Origin of the sequence: Pseudomonas hydrolytica (assembly GCF_021495345.1) — a bacterium.
GTDB classification, from domain to species: Bacteria; Pseudomonadota; Gammaproteobacteria; order Pseudomonadales; family Pseudomonadaceae; genus Aquipseudomonas; species Aquipseudomonas hydrolytica.
Genome location: NZ_CP099397.1, coordinates 1,638,166 through 1,655,649, shown reverse-complemented (window position 1 = coordinate 1,655,649; position 17,484 = coordinate 1,638,166). Strand labels below are relative to the sequence as shown.

Annotated in this window: 17 protein-coding genes; 10 read left to right on the top strand and 7 right to left on the bottom strand. The window is 65.5% G+C overall.

Annotation, left to right across the window (positions count from 1 at the left end; genetic code table 11):
* Positions 1–90: 90 nt before the first annotated feature.
* The 7 genes from L1F06_RS07585 to L1F06_RS07555 all read left to right on the top strand — a co-directional run bounded on the left by L1F06_RS07585 (position 91) and on the right by L1F06_RS07555 (position 7,898).
* Entirely contained in the window at positions 91–408 is a 318-nt protein-coding gene (locus L1F06_RS07585) for an ElaB/YgaM/YqjD family protein (protein WP_003244295.1), read from the top strand.
* A gap of 8 nt (positions 409–416) precedes the next feature.
* The gene (locus tag L1F06_RS07580) at positions 417–776 is read left to right on the top strand and encodes a phage holin family protein (protein WP_129483164.1); all 360 of its coding nucleotides are present in this window, start codon (positions 417–419) and stop codon (positions 774–776) included.
* Positions 773–1,072, top strand: a complete 300-nt coding sequence (locus L1F06_RS07575) for a hypothetical protein (RefSeq protein WP_003244292.1) — start codon at positions 773–775, stop codon at positions 1,070–1,072. The genes L1F06_RS07580 and L1F06_RS07575 overlap by 4 nt, the downstream gene beginning before the upstream one ends.
* A 98-nt stretch (positions 1,073–1,170) precedes the next feature.
* The gene (locus L1F06_RS07570; RefSeq protein WP_012019154.1) at positions 1,171–2,334 is read left to right on the top strand and encodes an EAL domain-containing protein; all 1,164 of its coding nucleotides are present in this window, start codon (positions 1,171–1,173) and stop codon (positions 2,332–2,334) included.
* A 73-nt stretch (positions 2,335–2,407) separates the two neighbouring features.
* Positions 2,408–3,739, top strand: a complete 1,332-nt coding sequence (locus L1F06_RS07565; protein ID WP_129483165.1) for a deoxyguanosinetriphosphate triphosphohydrolase — start codon at positions 2,408–2,410, stop codon at positions 3,737–3,739.
* Between the two features lie 12 nt (positions 3,740–3,751).
* Positions 3,752–4,813 (top strand): FUSC family protein, encoded by a 1,062-nt coding sequence (locus L1F06_RS07560; protein WP_003244281.1) that lies wholly within the window; start codon positions 3,752–3,754, stop codon positions 4,811–4,813.
* Between the two features lie 133 nt (positions 4,814–4,946).
* Entirely contained in the window at positions 4,947–7,898 is a 2,952-nt protein-coding gene (locus tag L1F06_RS07555; RefSeq protein ID WP_129483166.1) for an HD domain-containing phosphohydrolase, read from the top strand.
* A 103-nt stretch (positions 7,899–8,001) separates the two neighbouring features.
* Here the strand turns inward: L1F06_RS07555 and L1F06_RS07550 are convergent, their stop codons facing one another.
* Complete coding sequence (locus L1F06_RS07550; RefSeq protein WP_129483167.1) at positions 8,002–8,343, bottom strand: YggL family protein; 342 nt, start codon at positions 8,341–8,343, stop codon at positions 8,002–8,004.
* Between the two features lie 185 nt (positions 8,344–8,528).
* On the opposite strand from L1F06_RS07550, the gene dacB reads away from it, so the two are divergent.
* A complete protein-coding gene (gene dacB, locus L1F06_RS07545; protein WP_012019157.1) occupies positions 8,529–9,965 on the top strand; it encodes a D-alanyl-D-alanine carboxypeptidase/D-alanyl-D-alanine endopeptidase in 1,437 nt (478 codons plus the stop codon).
* Positions 9,966–10,033: 68 nt separating this feature from the next.
* Here dacB and rlmKL read toward each other — a convergent pair whose 3' ends face one another.
* A complete protein-coding gene (rlmKL, locus tag L1F06_RS07540; protein WP_129483168.1) occupies positions 10,034–12,211 on the bottom strand; it encodes a bifunctional 23S rRNA (guanine(2069)-N(7))-methyltransferase RlmK/23S rRNA (guanine(2445)-N(2))-methyltransferase RlmL in 2,178 nt (725 codons plus the stop codon).
* Between the two features lie 415 nt (positions 12,212–12,626).
* Between rlmKL and rmf the strand changes: the two genes are divergently transcribed.
* Positions 12,627–12,842 carry a ribosome modulation factor gene (rmf, locus tag L1F06_RS07535; RefSeq protein WP_003244273.1) on the top strand — a complete coding sequence of 72 codons (216 nt, stop codon included), beginning with the start codon at positions 12,627–12,629 and terminating at the stop codon, positions 12,840–12,842.
* A gap of 80 nt (positions 12,843–12,922) precedes the next feature.
* Here rmf and L1F06_RS07530 read toward each other — a convergent pair whose 3' ends face one another.
* Positions 12,923–13,945, bottom strand: a complete 1,023-nt coding sequence (locus L1F06_RS07530; protein WP_129483169.1) for a quinone-dependent dihydroorotate dehydrogenase — start codon at positions 13,943–13,945, stop codon at positions 12,923–12,925.
* Between the two features lie 86 nt (positions 13,946–14,031).
* Positions 14,032–14,253: a DUF2835 domain-containing protein gene (locus tag L1F06_RS07525; RefSeq protein WP_003244264.1), complete on the bottom strand. Its 222-nt coding sequence runs from the start codon at positions 14,251–14,253 to the stop codon at positions 14,032–14,034.
* Positions 14,254–14,397: 144 nt separating this feature from the next.
* Here L1F06_RS07525 and L1F06_RS07520 point away from each other — a divergent pair, with 144 nt between their 5' ends.
* Positions 14,398–15,273 (top strand): DUF6685 family protein, encoded by an 876-nt coding sequence (locus tag L1F06_RS07520; protein ID WP_041772930.1) that lies wholly within the window; start codon positions 14,398–14,400, stop codon positions 15,271–15,273.
* A 79-nt stretch (positions 15,274–15,352) separates the two neighbouring features.
* On the opposite strand, the gene recX is transcribed toward L1F06_RS07520, so the two are convergent.
* The 3 genes from recX to L1F06_RS07505 form a co-directional block, all read right to left on the bottom strand.
* Positions 15,353–15,814, bottom strand: coding sequence for a recombination regulator RecX (gene recX, locus L1F06_RS07515; protein ID WP_041772931.1), 462 nt, complete (start codon positions 15,812–15,814; stop codon positions 15,353–15,355).
* 11 nt (positions 15,815–15,825) lie between these two features.
* The gene (gene recA / locus L1F06_RS07510; RefSeq protein WP_012019162.1) at positions 15,826–16,869 is read right to left on the bottom strand and encodes a recombinase RecA; all 1,044 of its coding nucleotides are present in this window, start codon (positions 16,867–16,869) and stop codon (positions 15,826–15,828) included.
* 87 nt (positions 16,870–16,956) lie between these two features.
* Positions 16,957–17,457, bottom strand: coding sequence for a CinA family protein (locus tag L1F06_RS07505; protein WP_012019163.1), 501 nt, complete (start codon positions 17,455–17,457; stop codon positions 16,957–16,959).
* Between the last annotated feature and the right edge of the window lie 27 nt (positions 17,458–17,484).

Genomic DNA, 17,484 nt, shown 5'->3' with positions numbered 1-17,484 from the left:
CCCCGGTCACTCCCCGACTATTCTTGCGGAACCCTCGCGCCGCAGCGCACTCGTAAACTTTACATACCCCAACGCAGAGGACTGCTCACCATGCAAAACAAAGCCGCTACTCAGAGCACCAAGGACGCCCTGCTGGATGAATTCCAGGCCCTGGTCAGCGACACGGAGAAGCTCCTGCATCATTCCGCCAGCCTCGCAGGCGAACAGGCTGAAGCGCTGCGTGACGACATTCGCAGCAGCCTGGGCCGGGCCCGCGAAACCCTGCACAACGCCGAGGCCAGCCTGCGCGAGCAGGGCAAGATCGCCGTCGATGCCACCGAGGAATATGTGCACAAGCATCCGTGGCAGGCACTTGGTCTGTCGGCCGCCATCGGCCTGGTGCTCGGCCTGCTGATCAGCCGCCGTTGACCGTCCCCATGTCCAACAGCCCATCACCTCGTCGTCTGGGCGCAGCGCTGCTCGGCCTGCTGCAAGGCCATGTGGCGCTGCTCGCCCATGAACTGGAAGACCAGCGCAACCAGGCGCTGCGCGCCCTCCTGCTGGGCGGCATGTGCTTCAGCTTTGCGCTGCTCCTGCTGTTCGGGCTCTCGGTTCTGCTGCTGGTTCTCTACTGGGACAGCCATCGCCTGGCGGTCGCCATAGGCCTGTGCCTGTTCCATGGGCTCGGTCTGCTGACCTGCGGCACCTGGCTGCTGCGGAGCCTGCGCAATGCCGAACCGCCTTTCAGTGCGACCCTCGAAGAACTGCAATGTGACCGCGAGCAACTGCTGCCATGACCACTCCAACCCTGCCCCCTGGCGCCTCACCCCGACAGCTGCGCAAGGCCGTTCTGCGCATGCGTCTGGAAATGCGTCGCCAGGAGGTGCGCCACGAAGTACTGCAGCTCACCAGCCCACTACGCCAGGTCCGCGAGTACGGCCAGCGCCTGCGCCAGGGCACTGCACCATTCTGGCTCGCTGGCGGTGCGGCGACCCTGACCGCCCTGCTCGTTCGCAAGCAGGGCTGGCGCCGCTGGCTGCGCCTGGCATTGATACTGATTCCCCTGCTCAGGCGACGTCCTCCCATGCGATAGCAAAATGGCACCGTCGACGCCCGGGCTGGCCGCAATCTTGCTAGGTTGCTCAGTCTGCCGCCTCCATGCGGCCAATCGCTCGCCGCTAAGGACCTCAGGTGCTCGACGGATTGCCTTTCGCCGTCTTCCAACCCTTCATCGACACGGCCACCGGCCGCATAGCTGGCGTCGAGGCGCTGGCTCGACTGCGCGATAGCGATGGCCTGGTGCACTCCGCCGGGCCCTTGTTCGCCGACCCGAAAACGCCCCCGGCCGCCCTGCGCCGCCTCGACCGCCAGGTGCGCGAGGACGCCTTGCGCCGTTTTCACCAGGCACCCAAGGACTGGTTTCTCAGCCTGAACATCTCGCCACGCTGGATCAGCCGCCTGCGCCCGACCCAGCCCTTGCCCAGCCTGCTCCAGCTGCAACGCAGCGGCATCGACCCGGCACGCATCGTCTTCGAGATCACCGAACTGGGCGGCGCCAGCCAGCGCCTGCCCAGCGTCGTCTCGCGCTACCGCGAGGCCGGCGCGCGCATCGCCATCGATGACTTCGGCGCCGGCTACTCGCAGCTCGACCGCGTGCTGGCGCTGCAGCCGGACATTCTCAAGCTGGACATGCGCCTGTTCCAGGAAGCAGCCCGCGGCGGCCCCAGCGGCGAGGTGGTCAAGGCACTGGCCCAGATGGCGGAGAAGACCGGCTGCTGGATCATCGCCGAAGGCGTGGAAACCGAAGCCGAGCTGAACTTTGCCCTGGAGTGCGGCGCCCGCTACGTGCAGGGCTTCCTGTTCGCCAGAGCGGAGGAGGAATTCTTCGCCAGCGACGCCTTCGTCGGACGTTTCGCGCGTTTGCGCGACAGCTACGTGCAACAGAAGCTCGCCGAACGCGCCCGCCTGGTGAGCCTGCGCCAGCAGTTGGCCGAACTGATGGGCGAACTCCGGCAGTGGGCCGAAAGCGGCGCCTCGGCAGCTAGCCTGCTGGCGCCGGACAACTATCCCTGGCTCCTGCGCATCTACCAATGCGATCGCCATGGCACCCAACTGACGCCGAACCTGGAGTGGCGCCAACAGACCTGGCACGCCGATGACCGCTACCTCGGGCACAACTGGTCATGGCGCCCCTACTTCTATCAACTGCTGGCCGAAGGCTGGGAAGAGCGGCGCCTGACCCTCTCCACCACCTACCGCGACGCCACCAGCAACCAGTACTGCCTGACCGCCGGCCAGTTCATCGACAACGGCCGCCGCCTGCTGCTGGTGGATATCGACGCGGCGGGTCTGTAGATGCGCCTCGGGCTTGCAGGCAGCGTTCCGAACACCCAAGCTAGGAGGCTGGATCAACTGGCGAGGATCAGCCTTGGATTGGCACACCCTGCTCACCCGTGAACGTCTAGGCAAACCCGCTCCCAGCTCGGCAGAGCTCGGACGCAGCCCTTTCCACAAGGATCATGACCGCATCATCTTCTCCGGTGCGTTCCGCCGCCTGGGTCGCAAGACCCAGGTGCACCCGGTCACCAGCAACGACCATATCCACACCCGTCTGACCCACTCGCTGGAGGTCAGCTGCGTCGGCCGTTCCCTGGCCATGCGCGTCGGCGAGATGCTGCGTGACGAGCTGCCCGACTGGTGCGCCCCGAGCGACCTGGGCATGGTCGTGCAGTCCGCCTGCCTGGCCCACGATATCGGCAACCCGCCGTTCGGCCATTCCGGCGAAGACGCCATTCGCCACTGGTTCCAGCAGGCCGCCGGACGTGGCTGGCTGGATGCGATGAGCGATGCCGAACGCGCCGACTTTCTCAATTTCGAAGGCAACGCCCAGGGTTTTCGCGTGCTCACCCAGCTGGAGTACCACCAGTTCGACGGCGGCACCCGGCTGACCTACGCGACCCTCGGCACCTACCTCAAGTACCCCTGGACGGCCCGCCATGCCGACGCCCAGGGCTACAAGAAACACAAGTTCGGCTGCTATCAGAGCGAGTTGCAGCTGCTCGAGCAGATCGCCGCCAAGCTCGAGCTGCCGCAGCTGGAGGCTCAGCGCTGGGGGCGCCACCCGCTGGTCTATCTGATGGAGGCGGCGGACGACATCTGCTACGGCCTGATCGATCTGGAAGACGGCGTGGAGATGGAGCTGCTCGACTACACCGAGGTCGAGGCCCTGCTGCTGGACCTGGTCGGCGACGATCTGCCGGAAACCTATCGCCAGCTCGGCCCCAAAGACTCGCGTCGGCGCAAGCTGGCGATCCTGCGCGGCAAGGCCATCGAGCACCTGACCAATGCCGCAGCCAGTGCTTTTGTCGAGCAGCAGCGCGACCTGCTCGCCGGCCAGCTGCAGGGCGATCTGGTCGAACACATGCACGGCGCCGCCAAGCGCTGCGTGCAGAGCGCGAAGTCGCTGGCGCGGGAGAAGATCTTTCACGACAAGCGCAAGACGCTGCATGAAATCGGCGCCTACACCACGCTGGAAATCCTCCTCAACGCCTTCTGCGGCGCCGCACTGGAGCAGCACAGCGGTCGCACGCTATCGTTCAAGCACCGGCGCATTCTCGATCTGCTCAGCTACTACGCCCCGGAACCGGGCTGGCCGCTGTATCGCTCGTTCATACGGGTGATCGACTTCATCGCCGGCATGACCGACAGCTACGCTACGGAAATGGCGAGGGAAATGACGGGCCGCTCGAGCCCCGTCTGACGACAAGAGCGCATGAAGAACCTGATCCGCAGCAGTTTCACCTGGCATGCCGGCCCACCGGCCTGGGGCCCGGCCATCGTCGCCGGGCTGGGTTGTGCCTTGCCGCTGGTGCTCGGCCTGTTCACCGCCCACAGCGGTTTTCTCTGGGCGTCGGCCGGCGCCTTCCAGGCCGCGCAGGCCAATCCGCTGCACCGCTTCGGCATGCTGCGCATGTTGCTGCTCACCGGTCTTGGCGCCTGCAGCGCCGGCCTGGGGTTCTGGGCGGCCAGCCACCCGCTGATCAGTCTCGGCATCTTCGCCGCCTTCGGCCTGTTGCTGGCCTGGCTGCAGCGTTTCGGCAGCGAGGCCGGCAAGCTGGGCATCGGCCTGTGCATCTGCCTGTGTCTCGGCCAGGGGCAGTTCGGTATCGGCAACCTGCACAACCCCTATGCGGTGGCCATGCTGTTCATCCTCGGCGGGCTCTGGGTCATGCTCCTGGCCTTCGGCCTGCGCGGGCTGCACGGCCTGCGCATGTGGCCCTACATGCCGCGCTTTCTCGCCATCCTCAAGGTGCTCAAGCGCCACGCGCAGCGCCTGCCGCGCCAGCAATGGCGCCTGCATGCGCTGGCCTGCATGCTGGCCTTCGCCGCATCCGGGCTGATCGTCAATCTGGCCGGGCTGTCGCGCGGCTACTGGCTGACCCTGACGGTGATCACCACACTGCAGCTGGAATTCCAGGGCAGCCTGGTGCGGGCCCTTCAGGCCAGCCTCGCCAGCCTCGCCGCGGCCGGCTTGCTGATCCTCTTCGGTCACAGCCTGCAGAGCCCGCCGCTGATGGTCATGACCCTGCTGATGCTGGTCGTCCTCAGCCGCGCCTTGCAGGCCAATCACTACGGCCTGTTCGTGCTGCAGACCAGCCTGTGCTTCGTGCTGCTGGCCGAGAGCCTGGCGCAGGACTGGCATCTGGCCGAGGTGCGCCTGCTCAACGCGCTGATCGGCGTCGCCCTGACCCTAACCGTGGCCTTGCTGGTACACGGCCTGAAGCTGCATCTGAGCAAGCCGCAGCGACTGCAGCAAAAGCAGCAGTCGTCCTAGGCTCTGCCTCGCGCCCCGCGCTGCCGGACAAGCGAATTATTGCGACGCAGCGCACTAACCGCCCCCTCTGCATGCCCATTGACTCTTCACTATGCTTGCTGTGCCAGCAGCGCTACCCAAGGAGTGAAGTGCGATGCGCAAACCTGCCGCCCCTCGCGAGCGTCGATTCCCCCTGCATGTCCATATCAGTGCCCTGTTCACGCTGCTACTGCTGCTCACCGGCGTGGTGCTGGGTCTGTTCAATTATCAGCAGACCAGTCAGATCATCTTCTCCAGCAGCAGCAAACTCTTCGAACGCATCCAGCAGGATGTCCAACAAGGGCTGGACAATACCTACCGGCCGATCCGCCACGTGCTCAGCCTGCTGGCCCTCGACCCGGCCACCCGGAGCGATCATCTGGATGGCCGCCTGGCGCTACTGCCCCCCTTCGTTCAGGCGCTGCGCGACAACCCCAAGCTCGGCTCGCTGTTTCTCGGCTACGAGGACGGCGACTTCTTCATGGTCCGGCCGCTGCGCAGCGATGCCCTGAAACAGCGCTTCGATGCCCCGCCAGGGGCGGCCTATCAGGTCTGGTCGATCGACCGTAGCGCCACCGGCACCGAGTCCTACTATCTGTTCTACGACGGCTCGCTGAACCAGATCAGCCGTCGTCAGCGCCTGAGCGAGAACTACGACCCGCGTACTCGGGACTGGTACAAGCGCGCCCGCGGCGATGGCGGGCAGATCACCACGGCGCCCTACGTGTTCTTTTCCACCGAGGAGGTCGGCACCACCCTGGCCCGGCGCAGCGGGCTGACCAATGTGCTGGCCGCCGACCTGACGCTGGACGACCTTTCCGCCACGCTCGCCGCGCACCGGGTGACCGCCAACAGCGACCTGGTGCTGGCCGATGCCGAGGGCAATGCCGTGGCCTATCCCGACAGCAGCCGCCTGATCCGCATCGAGGGCAGCAGCAAGACGCTGGTCAAGGTGCGCGATATCAATCCGGTGCTGGGCGAGCTGCTCGAGGGGCAACTGAACAAGCAGGATCAGGGCATCGTCGAGCTGGCCAAGCAGCGCTGGGCCATGGCCCACCGGCATATCCAGGAAGGCGGGCCGCAGGGGCTGCACCTGGCCCTGGTGGTGCCCGAGCACGAGCTGCTCGCCGATGCCTACCGCATTCGCTGGCAGGGTGCGCTGATCACCCTGACCACCCTGCTGCTGTGCGTGCCCCTGGGCTGGCTGGCCTCGCGCCTGGTGGTCAAGCCGTTGCGCGCGCTGGTGCAGGAAGCCGAGGCGATCCGCCGCTTCGACTTCGACTATCCGGCCAGCGGCCGCTCGCCGGTGCTCGAGGTGGACCAGCTGGCCGTCTCGATGACGCGCATGAAGGACACCCTGGGCCGCTTCCTCGACATCGCCGCCAGCCTCTCGGCAGAAACCCGCTTCGACGCCCTGCTCCGGCGCGTGATGGACTCCACCGTGGCCATCAGCGAAGCACAAGGCGGCTTGATCTACCTGCTCGACGCCGACAGTGGCCGCCTCGAGCCACAGGGCGTGGTGCTCGACGGCGAGGCGCAAGATCTGGAGGAGCTGGGTATTCGAGGCTTCGCCCTGGACGACCCGGAACTGCCGGACTGGCTGCGCGGGCCGGCCTCCGGCGGCGCCAGCAACGCCATGTCCATCGGCTTCGACCAGGCCGGCAGCTTCCGCGGCCTGCTGGTGAAACTGGACAGCCCGCGTCTGCACCTGATCGCCGCGGGCCTGCACAATCGCCAGGGCGACACAGTCGGCGTGCTGGTATTGCTGCAACGAGACGAAGGCGACGGCAACGACAGCATGCTGCGCCCCGAGCGCCTGGCCTTCGTCGAGGCGGTGTCCGGCAGCGCCGCGCTGTGCATCGAGAGCCAACGCCTGCTGGCAAGGCAGAAGCAGTTGCTCGACGCCTTCATCCAGCTGATCGCCGGTGCCATCGACGCCAAGAGTCCCTACACCGGCGGGCACTGCCAGCGCGTGCCGGAGCTGACCCTGATGCTGGCGCGTGCCGCCGCCGACAGCGACGCCCCGGAGTTTCGCGACTTCCAGCCGGGCGACGAGGAATGGGAGGCGCTGCACATCGCCGCCTGGCTGCACGACTGCGGCAAGGTCACCACCCCTGAATACGTGGTGGACAAGGCCACCAAGCTGGAAACCCTGTACGACCGCATCCACGAGGTGCGCATGCGTTTCGAAGTGCTCAAGCGCGATGCCTGGATCGCCTACTGGCAGGGCTGTGCCGCGGGGGGCGAAGAAGCGGCACTGGCCAGCCTGCGCGACCGGTTGCTGGCCGAACTGGACGACGAGTTCGCCTTCGTCGCGCGCACCAACCTCGGCGGCGAAGCCATGGCCGAGGCGGACCAGGCGCGCCTCAGGCAGATCGCCGAGCGAACCTGGCTGCGCACCCTGGACGACCGCCTGGGCGTGTCCTGGGAGGAGGCCAAGCGCCAGGAGCGCTCACCGGCTCCAACGCTGCCGGTGGCGGAGCCGCTGCTGGCGGACAAGCCGGAACACCTGATCGAACGTCCCGCGCAGGAACTGATCGCCCCGGACAACCGCTGGGACTTCAAGCTCGACGTGCCGCAGCACAAGTTCAATCGCGGCGAACTGCACAACCTGAGCATCGCCCGCGGCACCCTGACGGCCGAGGAGCGTTACATCATCAACCACCATATCGTGCAGACCATCCTGATGCTCGACCGGCTGCCGTTCCCCAAACACCTGCAGGGCGTGAGCGAAATCGCCGGCGGCCACCACGAGAAGATGGACGGCACCGGCTATCCCAAGCGCCTCGTACGCGAGCAGATGAGCCTGCCGGCGAGGATGATGGCGATCGCCGATATCTTCGAGGCACTGACGGCGGTCGACCGTCCCTACAAGAAGGGCAAGACCCTGTCGGAAGCGCTGAACATCATGGTCGGCATGTGCAAAGGAGCGCACATCGACCCCGAGCTGTTCGCCCTGTTCATCCGCAGCGGCATACATCGGCGTTATGCCGAGCGCTTCATGCTGGCCGAGCAGATCGACGAGGTGGACGAGCAGGCGCTACTGGAAAAGGCGGGAGTTCTGTAGGGTGCGCCGTGCGCATCAGCGGTTCGACTTGCTGCCGAGGCTCGGTGCGCACGGCGCACCCTAGCCGATGATCGGCGCCGGAGAACCCGGCGCCGAATAGCGATCAGGCCTGGTTGATCGGATTTTCCGGGTACCAGACGTCCAGCAACGGGCTGATTTCGAAGTTCTGCAGCTCGTCGCGACCCTTCAGCCAGGCCTCCACGGCAGTGCGCTGCTCTTCGTTGACCGAGCCACGCTTGGCCAGGCAGACCAGGCCATAGTCCTCACCACCGACGTAGTCGAGGCCGTTGGCAGCGATGGCCTGACCGAGGAACTGCTTGACGAAGGTGTCGATGGTCTGGTCGTTCAGGTCGGCCTTGAAGTTCAGGGTCAGCTCGAAGCCCAGCTCCTGGAATTCATCGACACAGAGCTTCTTGCGCAGACGGCGGGAACGGTTGGTCGCCATGAAACAATCCTCAAAGGTAATAACGCGCGGCACTCTAGCAGATCGCCCGAGTTACCGCTCGCTCTCGCGCTGCCTTGCGGCATAATGTTCGGCAACTCTTCCAAAGGCCTGGCTGTCGTTATCTGCAGCCGTGCAGCCTGTTCCATATTTCGTTGTGACCGCCCGAGCGCGCAAGGTTTTCCAACATGATTCAGCGGTTTCGCCAACTGGCGCTGAGCGCCCTGCTACTGCCCCTCGCCCTTTCCTGCCAAGCCGCCAGCGGCGCCCTTCCCGCCAAGGTCGAACAGGCGTTGAAGGCCAACAAGATTTCCGACGCTTCCCTCGCCGTGATGACCGTGCCGCTGGGCGGCCAGGCCGGCGGCCTGCAGTTCAACGCTGACGTTTCGGTCAACCCGGCCTCCACCATGAAGCTGGTGACCACCTATGCGGCCCTGGAGCTGCTCGGTCCCAATCACCAGTGGAAGACCGAGTTCTATGCCGACGGCCCGCTCAAGGACGGCGTGCTGCACGGCAACCTCTACCTCAAGGGTGGCGGCGATCCGAAGCTGAACATGGAACGTCTCTGGTTGCTGCTGCGCGACCTGCGCATCAATGGCGTGCGCCAGGTACAGGGCGATCTGGTACTGGACCGCAGCTTCTTCGTCGCGCCGCAGCTACCGGCCTTCAACGACGACGGCGGCGATGCCAACAAGCCCTTCCTGGTGACCCCGGACTCGCTGCTGGTCAACCTCAAGGCGCAGCGCTTCATCACCCGCGCCGATGGCGGCAAGGTGCACATCGCCATGGACCCGCCGATCGCCAGCGTGCGCATCGACAACCAAGTCAGGCTGCTCAAGGCCGCGCCCTGCCCGGCCTGGCCGGACGTGCGTTACAACGCCGTGGAGCAGTACGACGGCACCACCCTGATCGTCAGCGGCCAGCTGGCCGAGGGCTGCACGGCGCAGACCTACCTGTCGCTGCTCGATCACCCCAGCTATGCCGCCGGTGCGGTTCGCGGCATCTGGCAGGAGCTGGGCGGCAAGATTCTCGGCAAGGATCGCATGGCCCCGATACCGGACAAGGCCCGCCTGCTGGTACGCGCCTATTCTCCGGATGTGGTGGAGATCGTCCGCGACATCAACAAGTACAGCAACAACACCATGGCGCGGCAGCTGTTTCTCAGCATCGGCGCGCAGTTCCGCACCGACGCCGACAAGGACGATGCCATGGCCGCACAACGGGTGATCCGCAGCTGGCTGGCGCGCAAAGGCATCACCGCGCCACACCTGGTGATGGAGAACGGTTCAGGTCTGTCGCGTGCCGAGCGCATCAGTGCGCGCGAAATGGCCCTGATTCTCCAGGCCGCCTGGCGCAGCCCCTATGCCGCCGAGTTCCGCAGCTCGATGCCGCTGGTGGCCATGGACGGCACCATGCGTCGGCGCCTGCAACGCACGCCGCTGGTGGGCGAAGCGCATATCAAGACCGGCACCCTGAACAACGTGCGCGCCATCGCCGGCTACAGCCGCGACAGCAACGGCCAGGACTGGGCCGTGGTGGCCATCCTCAACGACCCCAAACCCTGGGGCGCCACCTCGATTCTCGATCAGGTGCTGCTGTACACCTATAACCAGCCCAAGCGCTGACAACCACATAGCAGGATGCCGTCCGGGGCCTGATTCACAAGCCCCCGGATGGCATCCGGACTACGCAGTCAGCGAGCGGTGAGGCGCCAGGCGCGGTGGATCTTCGGGTTACGGGCAAAGTCCGGATCCAGGGTCTGCGCGCTGATCTCCTCGACCTGGTAACGCGCCACCAGACTCTCGTCGAGCTGGAACTTGCGGAAGTTGTTGGAGAAGTACAGCACCCCGCCACGGGCCAGACGGGCCATGGCCAGGTCGAGCAATTGGACATGGTCACGCTGCACGTCGAACACCCCTTCCATGCGCTTGGAATTGGAGAAGGTCGGCGGGTCGATGAAGATCAGGTCGTACTCGCCGCGATCGTCACCCAGCCAGGCCATCACGTCGCCCTGCTCCAGGCGGTGCTTGTCGGAGAAGCCGTTGAGCGACAGGTTGCGCCGCGCCCAGTCCAGGTAGGTTTTCGACAGGTCGACGCTGGTGGTGCTGCGTGCCCCGCCCTTGGCCGCATGCACGGTGGCCGTGGCGGTGTAGCAGAACAGGTTGAGGAAACGCTTGCCGGCCGCCTCACGCTGGATGCGCAGGCGCAGCGGACGGTGATCGAGGAACAGGCCGGTATCCAGATAGTCGGTGAGGTTGACCAGCAGCTTGACGCCGCCTTCGCTCACCTCCATGAACTGGCCCTGGGCAGCCTGGCGCTGGTACTGCTTGGTGCCGGTCTGGCGCTCGCGGCGCTTGATCGCCACTCGGCTCTGCGCCACACCCAGCGCCTGGGGGATCGCGGCCAGGGCATCGAGCAGACGCGCCTGCGCCTTGTCCGGATCGACCGAGCGCGGCGCTGCATATTCCTGCACGTGCACCCAGTCGCGGTAAAGGTCCACCGCCAGGGCGTACTCGGGCATGTCGGCATCGTACAGGCGATAGCACTCCACCCCCTCGCGGCGCGCCCACTTGCCCAGTTGCTTGAGGTTCTTCTGCAGGCGGTTGGCGAACATCTGCCCCCCCTCGGACAGGCGCGCCTGTGACGACGCCTCCGCCACTGGTTCGTCCTCGGTCCTGGTGCGCCGCTCTCCGGTGACGAACTGCTCGGTCTGCACCTTGATCAGCAGCAGCTTGCACGCCAGCGCGCCGTTCCAGAACGAATACTGCTTGTGGCTGCGCAGGCCCATGCGCTTGCCCAGCTCGGGAGCTCCGGTGAACACCGCTGCCTCCCAGCCCAGGCAAGCCTGACGCAGGCGCTCGCCAAGGTTCTGATAGAGATACAGCAGACTGGCTTCGTCGCCCAGGCGCTCGCCATAGGGCGGGTTGCTGATCACCAGGCCCTTCTGGTTCTGGTCCGGCCGCGGCTCGAAACTGCCCAGCTCGCCCTGGTAGATCTTCACCCAGTCGGACAGGCCGGCGCGCTCGACGTTGTTGCGCCCAGGCTGGATCAGCCGTGGGTCGGCTTCATAGCCGCGAATCCACAGGGGCGGCCTGGCCAGGCCGGCCGCCGCGCGCTGCTCGGCCTCGGCATGCAGCTTCTTCCAGATCGCCGGCACATGACCGAGCCAGTTGGAGAACCCCCAGCGTTCACGCTTGAGATTGGGCGCCACATCGGCGGCCATCAGCGCCGCCTCGATGAGGAAGGTGCCGACACCGCACATGGGGTCGGCCAGCGCGCCGCCCTCGGCGGCGATGCGCGGCCAGCCGGCGCGGATCAGCACTGCGGCGGCGAGGTTTTCCTTGAGCGGCGCGGCCCCCTGCTGCAGGCGATAGCCACGCTGGTGCAGGCTGTGACCGGAAAGGTCCAGCGACAGCACGGCCTCGCCGCGATCCAGACGCAGATGCACGCGCAGGTCCGGATTGATCTTGTCGATGCTGGGCCGCTCGCCACCGGCCGTACGCAGGCGGTCGACGATGGCGTCCTTGACCTTGAGCGCGCCGAAGTGGCTGTTGTCGATTCCCGAGCCGTGGCCGCTGAACTCCACCGCCAGGCTGCCGGCCGGCTCCAGGTGGTCGCGCCAGTCCACCGCCTTGACCCCCTCGTAGAGCTCCTCGGCGTTATTCATGGAAAACCGCGACAGCACCAGCAGCACGCGGTTGGCCAGGCGCGACCACAGGCACAGGCGGTAGGCGACCTCCAGCTCGGCCTGGCCACGCACCGCGGCAGTCTGCTCGCGCGCCTCCTCCAGTCCCAGTGCCCTGGCCTCTTCCAGCAATAGTCCTTCGAGGCCCTTGGGGCAGGTCAGCACGATTTCGTAACGATCAGACATGGATGTTCCACTGCCTATGGCAATCAGGGAGATGTGGCTGCACACCTCGACTCAAAATAAGTGACAAAGCGTCGCACCGCGACCCTTCGTCGGAATAAGCAAGCACTCTCATTCGCACTAGCACAGTGCCGGTCTCACCGGCTACGGCCAGGCAGTTGGGCGCTTGGCCGGACATGGCTGGACATATGCCCAGCCTCCTTATGGCCTCACCGGCATTTAGGTTACGCCCTTATGACAAATCGATCATTCACAGGCCCGAGTGCATTCGTTAGAACACTACCTAAGGCTTTCGCTGCAACGGCGAAGGCACAGAAGGTTCGCCACGCCGGCAGCGGACCTTCGCAGGCAGATACGTCTGCCCGGCCTTGCCACAAGGCCAACGGGACATAACAGTCAACAGTGAGGGCAACACCCTATGAGAAGACTTAAGCGTGATCCGTTAGAACGAGCTTTCTTGCGCGGCTATCAGTACGGCATCAATGGTAAATCCCGCGAACTCTGCCCCTTTACCCTGCCTTCGGTTCGGCAAGCCTGGCTCAATGGCTGGCGCGAAGGTCGTGGCGACAACTGGGATGGGCTGACCGGCACCGCCGGTATTCATAGACTCAACGAACTTCACGCTGTCGGCTGATCAGGATCACACCCGACTTCACCATGCCGACCCCATCCGGGCGGCGGGCGCAAGCCCAAGGGCTCCTTGAGGAGCCCTTTTTATTTGCGCAATGCCGCAATGGCATCCACCGCCTCGCGGATCAGCGCCGGTCCCTTGTAGATGAAGCCCGAATAGATCTGCACCAGGCTCGCCCCAGCGGCAATCTTCTCGGCCGCATGCCGACCTTCGGTGATACCGCCGACGGCGATGATGGGCAGACGCCCTCCCAGCTCACCGGCCAGTACCTTGACGATATGCGTGCTCTTGTCGCGTACCGGCGCGCCGGAGAGACCGCCAGCCTCGTCGGCGTCGGCCAGGCCCTCGACGCCTTCGCGACTGAGCGTGGTATTGGTGGCGATGACGGCATCCATATCCGCGCCCAACAGCGCAGACGCGACCAACGCGGTCTCCTCGTCGCTCATGTCCGGGGCGATCTTGATGGCCAGCGGCACGCGCTTGCCATGCTCCTGGGTCAGATCCTCCTGGCGCCGGCGCAGCGCCTCGAGGAGCTCCTTGAGCGAATCGCCGAACTGAAGGCTGCGCAGCCCCGGCGTGTTCGGCGAACTGACGTTGACCGTGACATAGCTGGCGTGGGCATAGACCTTGTCCAGGCAGGTCAGATAGTCGTCCACTGCCCGCTCGACCGGCGTGTCGAAATTCTTGCCGATGTTAATACCCAGCACGCCTTGGTACTTCGCAGCCTTCACGCGTTCCAGCAGATGATCGACACCGAGGTTGTTGAAGCCCATGCGGTTGATCACCGCCTCGGCCTGCGGCAGACGGAACAAGCGTGGCTTGGGGTTGCCCGGCTGCGGACGCGGAGTCACGGTACCGATCTCGACGAAGCCGAAACCCAGCTGGGCAAACCCGTCGATGGCATCGCCGTTCTTGTCCAGACCGGCCGCCAGACCGACCGGATTGGCGAACTGCAGCCCCATGACGCTGGTCGGCAAGCTTGCCGGCGCTTTCGTCAGCAAGCCGTTCAGCCCCAGGCGGCCGCCGGCACCGATCAGGTCGATGGACAGCTCGTGGGAGGTTTCCGGGGACAGTTTGAACAGCAGCTCGCGGGCCAGGGAGTACATGGGCAGGCTTAGCTCGATAGATGAAAAAGGGCAGGCCGGCGATTATAGCCGCGCAGCCATGGCCGGCGCGAGGCACGCACGCCAGATCAGTCCAAAGGGCGTAAGCTGAGAAGCTCGCCCGAGTTGCTGAATTCCAGCACGAAGGAACCATAGATACCGGCATGGGTCAGATAGGGCCGCAAATGATGAGCCGGTAAACTGACTCGGCGGCCATCGCGACTTTGCGCCATAATCCGGCTGGCATGGCCGCGGTAGATGGCCTGCAATCGTTCGGCCGATAACGCAATATCCAGCACCAAGCTGGGCATGGAGGCACCCTCGCAAATGAATGCGGCTATTTTGCCACAGACCTGTACCGCCACTATCGCTACCGCGCCGCGCTACGCTATATGGGCAACAGCCGTTTGCGTCTGCCACACTGCAAGGGACGCTTCAGGAGCGATCTGCCGGCCATGAGTTTGTCCGACTCTTCCCCTCTCAGCACCCGCCTGACCGCTCTGGCACAACGCCTGGGGCTGATCGGCCGTGGCTCGCGGCAGATATTCGCCAGGGCCAGCGCGTTGCGTCTGCCCTTCAAGGTACTACCGGCACCCGAGACCAGCATCTGCTGGCATGCCAACCCTCATCTGCAGCGCCTGATCGACCTGCCGCGAGGCGCACTGTCCGGCCCGGTTCAGGAAGACAAGGCGCAGGCACACTCTGCCCTGACTCAGGTGGTGGAAGCCGAAGCTCAGCAACTACAGACTTTCGACCTGCGCCTGATCCACGGGTTCGCCTGTGCGACCGCAGGCTCGCAGAGCTACGCCAGCTTCGAGGACTATGCCGCGAGCGAACACTGCAAACAGGTCCGCATCATCAGCTACAAGGATTTCGTCAAGACCATCAGCCTGGCCCTGCCACGCTTTCTCGCCGGCGAGCCCATCGAACTGCGCCAGGCCAGCTGGCGCGGCGCGCAAACCTTCTGGGCGGGAGAACATCAGGGCGAGGCCTTTGCCGGTGCCATCGCCTATGCACGCAGACGCGGCCTGGAGGTGATGCTGCCAGCCAAGCTGGTTCGTTACCGCCTGAGCCAGCCGGGTCTCGAGAATCTGCAGGCGCGTTATCACGTTCTGGCCATGCCGGGCGAGGCCTGGAGCGACCCGAGCTTCATGGGACTGCTGCTGGACAATGGCTTGCCCTACGCACGCCTGTCCCTGCTCAAGACCGTCGGTGCACCGGAGTTTCTGCTGCTACCCAAGGAGCACCCGGAGGCCACGGCCCTGGGCGAAGGCCTGCGTCTGGCCGGCGCGCCGGACGTACTGGGCTATCTGCACCAGCTGGGTCTGTAACGCGGCGACGGGCCCACTTGCATAAGCTGCGCTGCGCGCACCGGCCATCCCATCCGAGCTGGTGCACGCGACGCTACGATCACTCGTCGCAGCCGCGCAACAGGCGCCCGATCATATCCAGGGAATAGCCGCGATAGGCGAGAAAGCGCCCCTGCTGGGCACGCTCGCGGGCATCATTAGGTAGCCGGCCAGCGTACTTGCGCTGCCAGGTCTCACGTAGCTGCTCGAACCAGTCGATCCCGCTGTCGCGCAGCGCCTGGTCGATATCGCCACGCGCCAGACCGCGCTGCCCCAGCTCTTCGCGAATGCGCTGCGGACCATAGCCGGCACGGGCGCGATAGGCGACGAAGCTTTCCAGATAGCGCGCCTCCGACAGCAACCCCTCTTCCGCCAGACGATCCAGGGCGCCGTCGATCAGCTCATCCGGGGCGCCGCGCTTGCGCAGCTTTCGGGTCAGCTCCACTCGCCCGTGTTCGCGTCGCGCCAGCAGGTCCATGGCCGCCCGCCTCACGGCGAGCGGGTTATCCAGCACGGCGGTCATGCTCCAATGGCTTAGAAGTCGACTTCGGCGTCAGCCAGCTCGTCCGCCGCGGCTTTGACCGGCGCACCGCTGACCAGCAGCTTCTCGCGGATCTGGCCTTCGATTTCGCGGGCCACCGCCGGGTTGTCTTCCAGGAACTTGGCGGCATTGGCCTTGCCCTGGCCGATCTTGTTGCCCTGGTAGCTGTACCAGGCGCCGGATTTCTCGACCAGGCCCTGCTGCACGCCCAGGTCGATGATCTCGCCGTTGCGGTAGATGCCCTTGCCGTAGAGGATCTGGAACTCGGCCTGGCGGAAAGGCGGGGCCACCTTGTTCTTGACGATCTTCACGCGGGTCTCGCTGCCGACCACTTCCTCGCCTTCCTTGACCGCGCCGGTGCGGCGGATGTCCAGACGAACCGAGGAGTAGAACTTCAGCGCGTTACCGCCGGTGGTGGTTTCCGGACTGCCGAACATCACGCCGATCTTCATGCGGATCTGGTTGATGAAGATCACCAGGCAGTTGGCATTCTTGATGTTGCCGGTGATCTTGCGCAGCGCCTGGCTCATCAGGCGCGCCTGCAGGCCGACGTGCATGTCGCCCATCTCGCCTTCGATCTCCGCTTTGGGCACCAGGGCGGCCACGGAGTCGACGATGATCACGTCGATGGCGTTGGAGCGCACCAGCATGTCGGTGATTTCCAGTGCCTGCTCGCCGGTGTCCGGCTGCGACACCAGCAGGTCGTCGACGTTGACGCCGAGCTTGCCGGCGTAATCGGGATCCAGCGCGTGCTCGGCGTCGACGAAGGCACAGGTGGCGCCGTTCTTCTGCGCCTCGGCGATCACCGACAGGGTCAGGGTGGTCTTACCGGAGGATTCCGGCCCGTAGATTTCGACGATACGGCCCTTCGGCAGGCCGCCGATGCCGAGGGCGATGTCCAGCCCCAGCGAACCGGTGGAGATGGCCGGAATGGCCTGACGCTCATGGTCGCCCATGCGCATCACCGCGCCCTTGCCGAACTGCTTCTCGATCTGGCCCAGGGCAGCCGCCAAGGCGCGCTTCTTGTTCTCGTCCATTACCATCCTCGCGTATTCAGTAGGGCCTCAGCGGCCGCCAACAACTGTATAAGTAGCCAGTATTATTCCACAGGGCAAGTCGCCCGCCTACCCCGCAGACGGATTTTCCTCTGCAAGCAGGCGCGAAAGCCCCGCCAGAGCGGTCTCGACCGTTTGTCGGCGAACTTCCTGGCGATCCCCTGCGAACTGTTTGCGCACGCTGTACAGCCGCTCGCCATCGCCCCAGGCCAGCCATACGGTGCCTACCGGCTTCTCCGGCGAACCGCCGTCGGGCCCCGCCACACCACTGACCGCCACCGCATAGCGCGCACCACTATGGGCCTGAGCGCCGCGCACCATGGCCTCGACCACCTCGCGGCTGACCGCCCCAACGGTGGCGAACAGCTCGGCCGACACACCCAGCTGCTTGCTCTTCTGCGCGTTGGAGTAGGTGACGTAGCCGGCCTCGAACCAGGCCGAGCTGCCGGGGATACGCGTGATGGCCTCGGCGATGCCACCCCCGGTGCAGGACTCGGCAGTGGTCACCTGGGCGCCGGCGTCTTGCAGTTGCCGGCCCAGTTGCGCGGCCAGTTGGCTGATTGAATCCATATCTTCTCCGGGGTGAAACGAGTCAGG